Below are 14662 nucleotides of genomic sequence, written 5' to 3'. Positions count from 1 at the left end.
TTATGGGTTACGAATTGACGGCTTTGATTGGAAGAGAGAACCTTGCATCTGTCCCCCTTGAATATTCTAACGCTTGCGTGATTCCGCTCAGGCATAATTTACAGATGATACCGCTCACGATTGCCTTCTGGAATGAACTGGGTGACCGCCACGACGCAGGATCACCTCGTCGTTATGAGCACATAGGAGCAATCAGCATTAGTACATGCATTGTCGAGCTCGCACAACAGCTCTCCAAACAGGACTATGTGGCCTATGTAGAGGCTGGTTTCCTGGGTGGTATCGGTAGCCAGCAGGCCATTGTCTGGCAAGAAGGCAAGGTTATTCTGGCCACAACGATGTACGATTTCGGAGCCATCAATCAGGCCTTGCGCTGTTTTGGCGTTCAGGCAAACAACCCGGATATCCTGGACGAATTTATGATGGTCGGTCTGGGACGATGGAGATACACCGAACACTGGCCCGAGAGCCGCGTGGCTCCTCAATCCAGGGAATTGTTACAATTGCTGATGGCTTTAGCTCAAGCAGAAAAAGCGCTCAGAGAACTGAATCCCGGGAGTTCAAGCTATCAATTAGCCGAGGCACACAAAAAATGTATCGAACAACAGCTCAGGGATATTCGTCATCGAGAACGAAAATAAACCATAAATACTTTAATGTCGACAATATAGATTGAGCATGATATAATAGACAAATGAATACACCAAAGTTAATTATTGTTTCTGGCTTACCAGGTTCGGGTAAAAGTACTGTTGCAGAAGGTCTCGCAAAAAATCTATCCATCCCAGTACTTTCAGTTGATCCAATTGAATCAGCGATCCTCCTGAGCGGTATCAAGAGAAGCTTTGAAACGGGCTTAGCCGCCTATGAAGTGGCTGAAGCTCTTGCCAGTGAACAACTCAAGTGCGGCCTGTCTGTCATTATTGACGCCGTCAATCCAGTGCAAGAAGCCAGGGATATGTGGAATAATCTGGCTCGTAAACAGACTGTGCCACTGATTATTATTGAGTGTGTGATAGACAGAGAGCTTCATCGGGAAAGGCTCGAAGCCCGCGTCAGAAATATGCATGGCATTCCTGAAGTGACCTGGGAAGACGTCGAAAACCGCCGTAAAGAATATGCCCCATGGAAAGAAGAGAGATTCGTGTTAGATACCACGAATCCTCACGAACAAAATATGCAACAGGCGTTAGCGTATATCCAGCTCAAGGAACAAGCAGTCTGAAATCAACACTGTTACGGAGATGCATTCAATTGCTCGACGACTAAAGCAGTGGCGGAATCTCCAACCAGTGATTGAAGTTCTGAATGAAGCAGGCTCATATGCTCCATTTTGGCCGTAATAAAAGCATGCTGTGAAGTCCCAGAAGACAGACCATACAAGCCACTCTGGGCAGCTTCATATTCGACTTTAATTTGATCAAGTATCCTTGCTACTTCACTTCCAGAAGCGGGAAATGCACTCATCTTGTTTCCTCTCTACACTCAGGGCTACACACAATATCAGGCGCATTACAAATAACTCACTTCTATCTTGAGCATAACAAATAGAACTCCTACCAGACTCCATCACACACATATAATTTGCCCTGTATGCTCCTGAGTAACTCCTACCATGTGAATATTGAGTGAAAGAAACCAACCCTGTCTTATGATTGATAATTATCCAGCAACATCTGATATCTGCTTTGTAGCTCTTTGGCCCAATCATCGACCTCACCGAGTGGCATCCGTCGACAGTCATATCCCAGAATCTCACGAAAAATGGACATTGCCTGCTCTGTGAACACAGCTGTTCCATCCGCTTCAATACGTTCAATACCATCAAGGGCAAGTCCGGCTTCGTTGATGTGGATGGCGGATTGCAGTGAGATCTTCTCCGGGAGAACAACAGTGACGCCTTGCGCATCCACACGAACTGGATAGCCACCCGGCAAGCCACCAGGACCAGGTGCATGCGTGATGGTACCAGTGTCATTGATGATGCCATCAAACACAACGCCGGCTGAGGCTGCGGTCATAATATTTCCAATGCTCCCACCCATCCGTTTGAGTGTTGATGACAGGCATTGGAACACTCTTTCCGGATCAATGGTGGAGGTTTGATCAATACCGTCGATGAAAACGGAGAATGAAAACGGGACATTTTTCAGGGGGATACGTGACATCCAATAACTGACATAGCGTGCCATAATCAGGCGCACGTCTACCCGGTCCCGTGATACATTGCAGATGGTTGCCGCGGCGTGCCGGAGGGCTGGCACATTGTTCGCCAGATCACCAATTCCTGTTGTCGGTGCCAGACCGGCCCTGGCTAGAATGGGATTGACGACATCGGGATAAATGGCATTGAGCACCTGTACCTTCTGCCCGGACAGTTTCACTGCTTGCATCAGTTTATAGGTCAACGCAAGATGCCAGGGGAGTCGAGGACCCAGTTGGGCTGATAGTAAGCGTTCAGCAAGAGAGAGTGGGAGATCACGGAACGCATCTTTTTTCTGCAGGGTTGCAGCACACACAATGACATCGGGTTGAAAAGCTGCAATCGTTGCCGCGGTCTGCTCTACCTGCTCCAGGTCAAGCCTCACACAGGTCACATCTGGCATATATCCCAATTGTACAGCAGCAAAGAGCGAGAGATTCGCTCTTTGCTGCAGATAGCCGGGATGCCTTCCTCCCACCAGAAACGTATGCTGTCCAGGTGTACGCACAAGCACATCCAGGATATGAGAACCAAGGTCGCCCAGACCGATAAACAAGATGCGCTTTGAACTCACTTTGCCCCTACGAGCAGAAAGGGATGCTGTTCGGTAATCTGTTTGATTTTCTGATGTTGCTTCCATGCACCAGGGACCTCTTTCTGGTAAATTTCCACGACTTCGTCAAGCCGTTTTTTGCTTCCTAACTGTTGTGCTCCTTCGATGCCCTGCTGCAAACATACCACATACTCATCAAGATGGTTGGAAAGGACGGCCGCTTTTCCCTGTTGATTGAGAATTTCCAGCCGATTCCTGCCAGGAACGACAGATGAGGACCGCACATATTGATATTGCTCAAACACAGGATATGCTTTCGCTGGCTGCTGAAGTGCGAGATACATCAATCCATGATAGTAGGAGAGCATGTATCTTCCATGATCTGCAGATAAAGGATAGGCCTCCTGCATTGGATCATTCGGAAAACACTCATAAGCCTGATTGATACAGCGATCCGCCTCCTGTCCCTTTCCTATACGGGCAAAAGCCGCGGCTGCACCGGCATAGATCCGGGATCGTATCAGCGGGGACGCCTGCTCGTCACAAAAAGACAGGGCTTCCTGGTAGGTGTTCAGAGATGCTTTATAATCATGATTATATTTAAAGGCCACCGCCAATCCATTCAATGCCATCCCTAATGCCGTGTGGTCTCTGGTCTGCCTGGCATACAGAACTGCTTGCCTGCAGAGAGCGGGCATCACCGTGATATTCAGCTGATGAGCCTGTAGAATACTTTTCAGGACAAGTCCTTTAGTAGCCAGGTATGCAAAATCACGCTGTTTAGGAGCACGTCTGATCGCATCACTCAAGAAACTATCGAGTACATGTTCTGCCACCTGCCATTCACCAACGTTACAAAGTTCCCATCCACCTTCGATAAGCTCATGAAAATATGCTAAATCCTCTTGCTTAAGGGATGCAGCATGTGCCTGGGTCAGGACTTCTTTCCTTTGAGTGGAAAGAGCACTCATGCCTACGAGTCCAATTAACCCCGCAATCGTTTCTCGACGTGTGTTATCCATATTCTGAGACGGTCCTTCTAGTAATGTGCATTCTGGCTCACGGTCTCTCGGAGTGAGCCACAGCGCGCCTGGGCGACTGCGCTGGATCTGTTTGGCCTTGCAATATTCTGCACTATCTTTTGTGCGTTCATCTGGCTGCGTCTGTTCCTCTTGTAAGAGTTGGCAAAGGTGATCATAATACTCTAGCGCTTCCTGGTAGCGTTCTTGCGCACTGAGCACGTCCATTAATAAGCGTAGCGCATCTTCATCCTTTGGATATTGCTGCCAGTATGTGCGCAGCAGCAGGAGCGCTTCAGAAGCCCCTGCTGAACCATAGCGGGCAAGGTAAAGGCTCGCCAGGGCATGGATCGTCTGACGATAATACCCCTCGACCTCGTTTCGTCGCTGTGTAGCCCAATCAACATAGCGCTCATCACTCAGAAAAGGACCACGTTTGCCAAGTTCGTAGGCACGTTCCCAGAATGGCTGCGCGTCATCTCCAAAGCGTTCCATACGAGCAGCCTGCTCCACATTCCACACCTGTGCATCGACATCCAGCCACACCAGTGGAGAAGCTTCTAGTTGATACATCATGCCATTCTCTTTGCCCGCCCGAAAAGAACGCAACAAACATTCACCAGTCAGCGGATGACACATCAACTTGCGCAACACCGAAAAAATATTTTCTAATCGATGAGCAGCGGTATGTCGTCCACTCGCGGGCCAGAACTGTTCCATAATCCAGTCTCGATGGGCTCGTCGCTGCGGCTGAGACAGCAAGAGCTTGAGCAACGAGAGCGCGGATGTATAATCTCTTCCAGCACCAGACATCTCAAGCGTCGAACAGGCCTGACCCGTCCCAGGATCAATCCATTCGACCACAAAGGCACCACATAACCAGATACGAGCTATTGGAGAGCGTGGCTCACTCCACTCATGTCCCCCACTTCTTCCATCATCCATGGCCTTCTCCCTCAGAAAGATATATTTCGCTCTAAAGCGTTTCTCCCGTATTATAGCAGTTTAGAAGCTCTGCAGGGATATATCCTATCCAGAAATACTACTCTTCTCTTTTCCTCCACCACTCCTCTCAATCCAGGAAAATAGCGGACGCACTCCTCCCTTGCTCCTCCGTCATATGCTCATAAACATACAAAGCGCCATTGTTTAACCAGGCTGAGGCAACGGTGCCATTTTTCCACTTGCGACCTCAGAATGTATTTGAACTTCGCCCACAACTTTACCATTCTTGGCCAGGTAGTTATTTACATTTTTTATGTTTTCTTCTATAAAATGCTATAGCTTATATAACAAAATTAAATATCTTATGTAATAAACACTTACTACCGCTTCCCTGCTCTCAGCACGATCAAGTCAAGCTACAAGGCTATTTATATATGCTAGCCCGGGATATCGAAGCACTCCTTCTATCAGTTATGCGAAATGAAGCACGGAATAAGTAAGTTACAAGCTTCGTGGACTATACTCTCCTCAACAACGGAAAGAGAATATTGAGAGATAATCCGCTCAAAGAACCGTTGGAACCCTTCGTTCAGTCACACAAAGGAGTTTTTGTATGAAGAAACGAGTTCTTCCGATCCTCGTATTGCCAATGCTTCTATTAGCATTCCTGGCCGCCGCGCCACTGAGCGCATCTGCAGCAACAACTTCAAGCACATCCCAACTGACAAAACATCACAGGGTGCATTTCTTTAAACACGGCAGTCAGCACAAGGGAGCGAGCCAACTTGCCGGAAGCAACGATCTGAACTATGGTGGGGGTCCCGTCATGGGGGGAACTACCAATGTCTACGCTATTTTCTGGGAGCCCACCGGCAACGTCTCTTCCACCTACCACGGACTGATCCAGCGCTATTTCGGTGATGTCGGTGGGACAGGGTTGTACAACATCAACACCCAGTATACTGACTCATCGGGTAATGTACCCAGCAACACCCAGTTCGCGGGTTCCTGGACTGACAACAGTCCGTATCCTGAAAGCCCGTTGCTGGATAGCGATATCCAGAATGAGGTCAGTCAGGCGCAGAGCGCCAATGGTTGGAGTTCCAGCATCGATAATATCTTTTTTGTCTTCACCGAAGCCGGTCAGGATCTTTGCTTCGATAGTTCACAGTCACAGTGTGCCTCGAATGCCTTCTGTGCCTATCACAGTTACTTTGGTTCGAACACCATCTACGCCGCTATGCCTTATGCAGCCAGCTTCAGTTGTAATGGTGGGCAAGGACCAAACGGTGACCAGGCTGCCGATGAGACCATCAATGTGACCTCTCATGAACAGATGGAGGCTGCTACCGATCCGTTACTCAATGCCTGGACCGACAGCAGTGGTCAGGAGATTGGTGACAAGTGCGCCTGGAACTTTGGTGCCACAAATGCTGATGGTTCCAATGTCAACTACAACGGCGATCCCTATCTGCTCCAGCAGGAGTGGGATAACAACATCAGCGGTTGCGCACTGACCGGGCCGTAATCGTCTGAACGCAATGAACCATGATATGATGATTTTGGCTATAAAGCGGGCATTACTTCCATTCTGATGGAAGCAATGCCCGCTTTAGCTATCTACACGCACAGCATAAAACATGGCGGAAAAGCCTTTGTATATAATATAGTATGATTGAAGTGAGCAGGAGTAAGCTATTTTCTGAAATGTAACCGTTTCCGTATGCTCTGGTCTATAGAAAAGACAAAAGGAGGCCTTCATTGAATACCTCGTTGGAACATGTACACGCTGTCCTCTCCACTACTCCCAAACGCTGGCAGCAACTGGTCAGCGCTTTTTCCATTGATTTACTCAGCCGTCCACCGGCAGCAGGAGAATGGTCAGCGCTCAATTGCTTACAGCATTTACTGGACGCGGAATGTGTACTCTTTCCAGTCCGCTTCCACGCTTTCCTGACAGGACAGGATTTAGGCGATTTCGATCCACACCAGCAGCACACAAACGCTGATGCACTGACTCCTGAGCAAATCACAGTTGAATTCACACGTCACCGCCAGGAAAACCTCTCTCTCCTCACCCAGGTAAAGGATACCGACCTGACACGGACCGTACAACATCCGAAGTTTGGCACAGTCACCCTGGCACAGCTACTTCACACATGGGCCGCCCACGATTTAAACCACACTATCCAGGCCGAACGAGCTCTCATGCAACCCTTCATCATCGGCTGCGGTCCCTGGCACGCCTTCTTTCAGGATCACGAAATCAGCGCCCCGTAACGGCAGCCTTCATGGCTGCGCACGCTCCTTCACCTTCCCCGGCGAACAAGCATTGCATCGCTGAGGAAGGTACCAGGGAGAGATTATGCTACATAGCGCCGGCTCTTCCAGTTTCCTCTGAGAAAGAGCCAGGCCAGTATAATCATCAGGGCGGCGACCAGGATACCGGACTCACCGGTCCAATGGGAGCCGTCTCCGTCGCGGTTTAGCGAGTTAAAGATTTCTACGATAAAGCTGTTCCAGGCGGCATGCAAGACGATGCAGGGCCAGATGCTGCCGGTTTGCAGGCGCAACCTTGCTTCCAGACAACCCAGGCAGGTGATGGTGACCAGGAAGAGACAGGCGGAGAAGACCACGGGCCAGCCGAGGACAGGGGCGGTCAGAAAGATGAGTGGCCAGTGCCAGAAGGACCAGATGAGTCCGCTGACCAGGATTGGCTGCGGTACGCCGGCATCAATCAGGCGAGTCAGCATGTAGCCACGCCATCCAAGCTCTTCTCCCGTGGCGTTGATCAACTCCACCGCGAAAAAGATAGCGATCAGGAGCACGGTAAGCGGCCACGCCGTATGGTTGCCAAACAACGTAATGGCAAAGCCCAGGCTCTCTGACGGCTTAAAAGGAATAATCTGTGCCAGTCCAGTCGACCAGGCCAGGCCATAGGCCACTAACGCGACTGCGAGTGGCGTTATGCCCGCAACCATGATCGCTATCCAGGTGCGCCGCCCCCCAAAGCGAAAAGAGACATCGCGCCATCCTTCGTGCAACATCAAGCGCGTCAACAGCGCTGCACAGCCAGGAGACCACATCAAGAAGAAACTACTCACCACACTTTGCGTGGCCAGAGTAAACCAGATAGCGAGGGTCATAAAAATACATAAGAGAATGAAGAAGAGGAGTAAGCCACGGCGGGCAGTAGCTTTAGCAGATATGCCCTCACCCTTCATGGTCTGGTCAGCCTTACTGACAGCCAATGACGAATTACTTTTTTGTGGTGAGAGCATCGAATACAAATCCTTTTGTGCAGAATTGGATATCCATATATCCCCTATTGTAACATAAGGGTTAAAGAACAAAAACATCTCTCGCTTATCCCAATCTACATTCTTCGGCATCTCTCACCACAATCCCCCAACATGCTAATGCAAAGCACCACCTCAGTTGAAGTGGTGCTCTGGCATATCAATCCGGTTATTCTGGTGCTACGGTTGTGTGGTGTAAGGAACGTTCACCAGAGCGGCAGAACACGATGAACCACAGCTACTGGGATACGAGAAGTTATAGATGCGGCCATTGTTGATGGGCTGGTTGTTTGCGTCAAACACTTTGAGTTGATAATCCTTTCCACCTGAGGTGGTTGGCTGGATGATATAATCCTGGCCCAGATCGCTATCCATGGGTGCATTGACCCAGGATCCGTTCTGGTAATATTCCACACCATGGATGCCATTAGCCAGATGGTTGACAGCGATAGCAGACCAGTATGGGCCGGCTCCCTGCAAAAATCCAATCTGGATATCGCCGCTGTAATTGGGCGCAGGGATGAATTGCCAGTTAATGTGCCGATTCTTCCAGGAATTAGGATACATGTCACCAACAGGTTGACCGTTAAGGACAAACTGATTCAGCGAGTTCTGCGCCAGGTCCAGGTGATTGGGATCATCACGGCACCATGCATTACCATCCTGACAGCTATCAGCCACCAGCATATCGAGGGTAGCACCATTATACTTATCTGGTATCCAGTTGCCATTGCGACAGAAAGGCATATTCTGGGCACCATCATTGATACCAGTACAGAAGTCGCTGATGGTTACGCGCACCCAGCGTCCACAATTCAGTCCATTGCTAAACATACCAATCTTACTGGCATTTTGCGATCCGATCGGACGTGTGAGATATGTGTTGTAATCGTTCGGCGTAGTCTGCACATTCATGGCGACAAAATTCTGTGAGTCCAGATTAGCCTGGGGTAAACCACATCCGCCATAAGGACTACCCAGCGAGGAGAACCAGGTCGCGTTCCCAGTATGGCTTCCCGTAAGGTTCAATGAGGTGGGAGTAACTACCGGCACAAAAGAGCCCTGCGTAGGTGTTGGTGTCGGCGTTATCACAGGCGTCGGCGTTGGTGTGGTTCCAGCATTGAACCAATGGCAGCACTGACAGGATTACGTTCATGAAAAATATCCCTATCCATGAACTATCTATACAAATCCCTATGAGTACCTTTATACATCTTTACATCCTGGCCCGTCAATGCTTTCAAAGATGAATTTTCATGCAATAATTATTCAGTTTTTGTTCAGATATTCAGCAGGAGAGTTGGTTCCTTTTACTTCATTCATTGAATCTGTCTATAAAATTCAATGAATGAAGTAAAAAAACATCATGCAAATGATTCTCTATATTGCTCTGCTTTTCTTTCTAACTTATGCAGGAGATCCATGATCCACTGAGGATTTTTCTGTGAGTTACCTTCCTCAATATCCATTGCCATTTGAAGTGTGATAAAAGTCTCAAGATTATGTAACCTGAAAAACATCGGTATCTGACTCAAATCCTGCTGACTGACATCCATCTTTTTTCTATATCCTTTAATAAAGGCAAGAAAGTGTTTGTTTGACAGGTCGATATCATCATTAAACAAATCCCTCAATGCGAACGCAATATCTGCAACATACCAGCTAGCAATGCTACCATCGAAATCAATAATCTGTATCCTGTCACCATTCCATATCAAATTATCCAATTCAAAATCGAAATGGATCAATCCATAGTTAGCATCAGTTTTTGGTAATGCTTCAAGCCAATGGGTCAGCCTTACAAGCTCTTTATGAGCAGCCTGTTCTTGAACACTCAGCAGTTCCTTGCTTTTACTCAGATGATCAAAACTGGAGGCTCTCTGTATACTGGAACAGCTAGCAGAAGCGTGGTGCAAACCACCCAGAGCTTCTCCCCATACTTCAAATTGTGTTTCGTCCAGTTCATCAATATCATAGATTCTGCCTTCAAAATAATTAAAAACCACAGCATAAAAAGAACCAACAGGAGTATGACAGACTTCTATCTCCTGCCCTGCCAGAGTTTTTAACGGGATATTGACACAAACATTGTTAGCGTGTAGATATCTGAGAAAAGCCAACTCTGATTCTATGTCACGTTGTGATACTTTTTCAGTATCAGTTAATCTGAGGATATAGTGTTTTCCTGCTTGAGAAAATTTGAAAATAAAATTGTTGCTGGCCCGAATAAAGCTTACAGTTCCCTTATCATAGCCCCATTGATTTAAGAGACCATCGATAAGTGTACTGTCAGGATTTAGTGCTACTTGCTCCAAAAAATCTCTCATCACAGATAATTTCATCATACCGCTAATACACTCCTGATTTGCAATCTACCTATAGTTTATCCATCCCAGCCCTTAAGATACTCTTCAAAGCTGATATCACATTCTAGATTATCAACACCAATTTCAACAACATTGTCTTCCTCCACACCAGATCACACGATTCAGCTCAGGATCCTGCCAGTTGCGTTTCTCATCTCCAAAAAAGCTAAAGTGCTTAATAGTATCACGAGGAATCGCGACACCTATCCATAACTTTACTTTGCAGTCTATACATACAAAATCTGCGGAACGCGCCATTTTAGTTTCCTCTTTACTTTGCTTATCTGATCGCATTTACTTTGATCACTTTACCGGAAACCTTTGTGGTAGATAAAACTTACGCTGCCATCGCGATAGCCAATGGCCTTGTAGAAAGGAATGGCCTCTGGTTCAGCGATCAGATTAATAATGGTACGTGGATACAGTAGATAACAGACTTCGAGCAGCAAGCGGCCGATACCCTGGCCACGCTGGTTGGGATCAACCAGTAGATCCGTGATGTGTAGAGTGGTCACCTCATCGGTCAATCCGCGCACATAGCCAATGACAATGTCGTCCCTGGTCGCCACCAGAGCAGGCCAGGCATTGCGCCATGACGTGCGCACCTCTTCCGGCTCATGATTGGTAGGCCAGCCATGTCGATCAGAGAGTTCCTGAATCGCTGGCATATCTGCATCCGTCCAGGCTCTCACCTGCACATTCACGGGAAGTTGTAACGTCGCGAGAACGGCCGCAAGTTGCGCTTGCCTATCACCCATAAAACAGTCCTTCCATGGTATATACACACATTATGCGTCTGTGGATTGGGGCAGCACTGGCTTGATATCGACAACTGGCGTGCCATCAATCGCTTCAATCGGTCCCACGTGTAATCTTTTTCCGTCGATGGCAAGAACGGTCACCCGATGCAGACCAAGTGGATTTGGTCGATGCGGAGAACGGGTGGCAAAGACTCCGGTCAGCGGTATCGTCTCGTCATTGCGGGGATGGACCTTCAAGAGATCACGCTGAGCTTTGTGCAACCACGTAATCAGGATGATGTCATCACCTACCGCAATAGTATCAAGACCCTCTGCAACCGTCTCGTTCACCTCAAGCCAGGCATCCGGTGCCCCTTCATAGCCCTGCCTGGGAGCGTCTCCAGGCTCTTTAAGAGAAGATTGAAGAAAACCAATTGGCTCAAGCACATAGTCATTCTCGGACATGATATTTCTCCCTTCCACTACGACAATGGAAACAATTCCCCGAGAGCGTTTTCGCGGGGATGGCGAGCAGAAAATAGAAGGCGACAAACTCGTGTTCTGTTCACCCTACTGCTTACTGCAACTATGAAATTTCATAGAATGTGTAAAACATGGTAATGGGCCCTTCGGGGAAAGCACGTGATAGGGAAAGCAGTTCACGAGTCCTTCAAGCGTATCAGCTTTTTGCAGGCAAGAAAGAAAATCATCCACGCGCTCCCCATGCACACGGCCATCATGCCGCAGGAATTGTCCCCAGAGAGACATGTACTGGAATTCATCCTTTACAACTTTCATATTACGGGTATAGCGGGCTGGAAACAAGCGTCTGTAGGCGTCTATATTGTAGAGCCAGGAATTGCCTCGTACGGTGGGCGCATCACCGTACTGTTGCTTGATCTCGGCGAACATCATTTTGAGCTCCTGCTGCCGCACCGGCATCCGTTCCTTGCTAAGTGGTCCGGCACCAGATGTATCTACGTTTACAAAGTGATAACGGATCGTATGCTCTTCGGGCAGATAACTATAATGAAAGCAGCCATAAGGGGATGGCGCATGGGAATCCCTCCGGCGCTGATAAAAGTCATAGGTCCACGTCGCTCTCTCTGGTGCCTGCTTGAGACCTGCGAGATAGGCTTGCCAGACTGGATGCGTCGGGTCAAAGGATCGCCCAATAAACTGCAAATACAGATTGGTGAAGTTGAGCACGACCTCATCAAAACTGAGATCACTTACCCGCACCATGGCATCAGCAAAGCGGAGTTGCAGATCAAAGAAGGCTGCTGACAGATCTATTGACATAGTAGCTTCCTTCCTTTTCAATCGCCTGTTAATCTGGTAGTTCGTTGTACTGTTGGGGTTGCGGCTGGATTGCTCGGTGCATCAGCATGATGGTCCAGGAGTTGTTGCATGGGTACGATGGTATAGCCACGCTGTTCCAGTGCTTGAATAATTCGTGGCAGGGCCGCCACGGTCTGGGAGCGGTCTCCGCCACCATCGTGCATCAAAATAATCGAGCCATTTTGGGTTTCCCGTAAGGTTGTTTGTACAATAGTAGTAACTCCCTGGCGCTTCCAATCCTCGCTGTCAACATTCCACAGGATGGGCAAGAGTCCGGCGTTTTCAATCTGGATGTGTACCATTCTATCAATGGCACCATATGGCGGTCGCATCAAGGTTGGTTTGATGCCGATGGTTTGCTGAATAACCTGGTTAGTATATTGCATTTCCCACAACACTTGCAGTGGTCGAAGGGCGGTCAGCAGTGGATGGTTCCAGCTATGGTTGCCAATGGTATGTCCCGCCGCATAGACCGCTCTGGTAATCTGGGGATAGGCTAAGACGTGTTGTCCGATATTGAAGAAGGTGGCACGCAGGTTGAATTGGCTCAGAATTGATAGGATCTGTGGGGTATAGGTGATATCTGGCCCATCATCAAAGCTTAGAGCAACCTCTTTACGGTTCTCGGTGCCATGATAAAAGAGCGTATTTACCAACCCTGCCGGTACTCTGGCGACGGGGGCCGGGGTTACATGTATGGCTGGCAACGTTGGTGTTGCCTTGCGCGCAGTGCGCTTCACCGCAGGCATCTGGCTAGCCATTACACGTGCTGGAGGTGCGTCCGCGCATGCCACAGTAATCAACAGTAACCCGACGAGCATAAGCATCAATAAAAACTGATGTCGCATGTGTTTTCCCTCTTTCGAGAAAAAGTAAAGCCTGAAGCTTCAAGCATATGTGTATCAGGGTCCGGGTCAATCTCAAATAGATTTACCTCTATAGATAAACGCAACAATACATATCAATATTGCATTTTTATGCTTGAATAGTACCAGTAAGCCCTTCTTCTAGTAAAAAACACTGCGAGCAGATACATAAAACCTTGCAAACAGGAGCAAAACCAGGTACGCTACAAACAAGTACCGTTGTGTATTCGTCGTCCGGCCTGCCAGGGCCATGAACCAGACAGCATCCGGATAAGTAAGGTAGCTTTTCTCATGCTTGAAGACCATAATGACCACGAAGAGAAGGAAGAACGCGTATGAAGGTAGCACACTCTGATGAAGCCGTGCCGGGACCGCTGGGAAATGCCAGCGATAAGGTTCCCGCCATTGAAATACAGGATCTCTGCAAGACCTTTGGCAAGTTCCAGGCCGTTGATCACCTGACATTGACGGTACAGCAGGGTGAGATTTTTGGCTTGCTCGGACCCAATGGATCCGGTAAAACGACAACCATCAATATGATCAGTGGCCTGACGGTTCCGACCAGTGGCTCAGTCAGGGTGCATGGCTATGATGTGCGCCACAGTGCCCGCGAGGTTCGTCAGATTCTGGGGGCGGTTCCACAGGAGACCGCATTATATGAAGAATTGTCGGCCTGGGCAAATATGGATTTTCATGCCGACCTTTTCGGCATTCCTCCTCGTGAGAAAAAACAGCGCATCAATGCTATGCTCGAAATTGTCCAACTCACGGACCGCAAAAACTCGCGGGTCGGTACTTTTTCTGGTGGTATGAAGCGGCGCCTGGCCTTAGGGCGTGCCCTGCTTCACGATCCTAAATTAATCTATCTCGATGAGCCGACCTTAGGTATCGATGTTCAGGCACGGCGCGCCATCTGGGATTACATTCTGCAACTCCGCAGTCAGGGCAAAACGGTCTTGATTACGACGAATTATCTGGAAGAGGCTCAGGCACTGTGTGATCGACTGGCGATTATTGACCACGGCAAACTCATTGCCGTTGACACCCCGCAGCACCTCAAGCAAAGCTATGGTGGCAGCGTGGTTGAGCTCGAAACTGCCGATGCAATCAGTGAAGTAGCAAAGATCCAGGCATTGGAAGGTATCAAAGAAGTCAAGCAAGAAAACACCCATCTCACCATTACGACTCAGGGAACCGGCAATATTGTGCCACAAATTATCAACATCGTGTCCCAGGAGAGCGAGATACGCGCTATCACCATACGTGAACCAGACCTTGACGAGATTTTCTTGCGTCTCACAGGAACCGCGTTGCGCGATTAGAAGAGGTA

15 protein-coding genes are annotated in these 14662 nt (G+C 48.6%); 5 read left to right on the top strand and 10 right to left on the bottom strand.

Going from position 1 to position 14662, the window contains the following annotated elements:
- The first annotated feature begins 2 nt into the window (after positions 1–2).
- Both KDW_RS20705 and KDW_RS20700 read left to right on the top strand, forming a co-directional pair.
- Positions 3–641, top strand: coding sequence for a hypothetical protein (locus KDW_RS20705; RefSeq protein WP_151757859.1), 639 nt, complete (start codon positions 3–5; stop codon positions 639–641).
- Between the two features lie 53 nt (positions 642–694).
- On the top strand, positions 695–1225 hold the full coding sequence (locus KDW_RS20700) for a P-loop nucleotide/nucleoside kinase family protein (RefSeq protein WP_151757858.1): 531 nt from the start codon (positions 695–697) through the stop codon (positions 1223–1225).
- Positions 1226–1236: 11 nt separating this feature from the next.
- Here the strand turns inward: KDW_RS20700 and KDW_RS20695 are convergent, their stop codons facing one another.
- The 3 genes from KDW_RS20695 to KDW_RS20685 form a co-directional block, all read right to left on the bottom strand.
- Positions 1237–1467 (bottom strand): hypothetical protein, encoded by a 231-nt coding sequence (locus KDW_RS20695; protein WP_151757857.1) that lies wholly within the window; start codon positions 1465–1467, stop codon positions 1237–1239.
- 182 nt (positions 1468–1649) lie between these two features.
- Positions 1650–2777, bottom strand: coding sequence for a hypothetical protein (locus KDW_RS20690; protein WP_162005455.1), 1128 nt, complete (start codon positions 2775–2777; stop codon positions 1650–1652).
- Positions 2774–4720, bottom strand: coding sequence for an AfsR/SARP family transcriptional regulator (locus tag KDW_RS20685; RefSeq protein WP_151757855.1), 1947 nt, complete (start codon positions 4718–4720; stop codon positions 2774–2776). The genes KDW_RS20690 and KDW_RS20685 overlap by 4 nt, the downstream gene beginning before the upstream one ends.
- A gap of 613 nt (positions 4721–5333) precedes the next feature.
- Here KDW_RS20685 and KDW_RS20680 point away from each other — a divergent pair.
- Together KDW_RS20680 and KDW_RS20675 are read left to right on the top strand one after the other, a co-directional pair.
- Positions 5334–6248 carry a hypothetical protein gene (locus KDW_RS20680; protein WP_151757854.1) on the top strand — a complete coding sequence of 305 codons (915 nt, stop codon included), beginning with the start codon at positions 5334–5336 and terminating at the stop codon, positions 6246–6248.
- A gap of 233 nt (positions 6249–6481) precedes the next feature.
- Entirely contained in the window at positions 6482–7000 is a 519-nt protein-coding gene (locus KDW_RS20675; protein ID WP_162005454.1) for a DinB family protein, read from the top strand.
- A gap of 83 nt (positions 7001–7083) precedes the next feature.
- Here the strand turns inward: KDW_RS20675 and KDW_RS20670 are convergent, their stop codons facing one another.
- From KDW_RS20670 to KDW_RS20640, 7 genes are all read right to left on the bottom strand, one after another.
- On the bottom strand, positions 7084–8001 hold the full coding sequence (locus KDW_RS20670) for a CPBP family intramembrane glutamic endopeptidase (RefSeq protein ID WP_162005453.1): 918 nt from the start codon (positions 7999–8001) through the stop codon (positions 7084–7086).
- 198 nt (positions 8002–8199) lie between these two features.
- Positions 8200–9072: a hypothetical protein gene (locus KDW_RS20665; protein ID WP_162005452.1), complete on the bottom strand. Its 873-nt coding sequence runs from the start codon at positions 9070–9072 to the stop codon at positions 8200–8202.
- A gap of 311 nt (positions 9073–9383) precedes the next feature.
- Complete coding sequence (locus KDW_RS20660) at positions 9384–10364, bottom strand: phosphotransferase enzyme family protein (RefSeq protein ID WP_151757850.1); 981 nt, start codon at positions 10362–10364, stop codon at positions 9384–9386.
- A gap of 329 nt (positions 10365–10693) precedes the next feature.
- Entirely contained in the window at positions 10694–11143 is a 450-nt protein-coding gene (locus KDW_RS20655) for a GNAT family N-acetyltransferase (RefSeq protein WP_151757849.1), read from the bottom strand.
- A 30-nt stretch (positions 11144–11173) separates the two neighbouring features.
- On the bottom strand, positions 11174–11590 hold the full coding sequence (gene tsaA / locus KDW_RS20650) for a tRNA (N6-threonylcarbamoyladenosine(37)-N6)-methyltransferase TrmO (RefSeq protein WP_151757848.1): 417 nt from the start codon (positions 11588–11590) through the stop codon (positions 11174–11176).
- 105 nt (positions 11591–11695) lie between these two features.
- Complete coding sequence (locus KDW_RS20645) at positions 11696–12427, bottom strand: hypothetical protein (protein WP_151757847.1); 732 nt, start codon at positions 12425–12427, stop codon at positions 11696–11698.
- Positions 12428–12444: 17 nt separating this feature from the next.
- On the bottom strand, positions 12445–13314 hold the full coding sequence (locus tag KDW_RS20640; RefSeq protein WP_151757846.1) for a polysaccharide deacetylase family protein: 870 nt from the start codon (positions 13312–13314) through the stop codon (positions 12445–12447).
- 353 nt (positions 13315–13667) lie between these two features.
- On the opposite strand from KDW_RS20640, the gene KDW_RS20635 reads away from it, so the two are divergent.
- On the top strand, positions 13668–14654 hold the full coding sequence (locus KDW_RS20635) for an ABC transporter ATP-binding protein (protein WP_151757845.1): 987 nt from the start codon (positions 13668–13670) through the stop codon (positions 14652–14654).
- The last annotated feature ends 8 nt before the right edge of the window (positions 14655–14662 follow it).

Origin of the sequence: Dictyobacter vulcani, from assembly GCF_008974265.1 — a bacterium.
In the GTDB taxonomy this organism is placed as follows: domain Bacteria; phylum Chloroflexota; class Ktedonobacteria; order Ktedonobacterales; family Ktedonobacteraceae; genus Dictyobacter; species Dictyobacter vulcani.
Note: the sequence above shows the minus strand (reverse complement) of the source record. Positions and strands in the feature narration are given on the sequence as shown.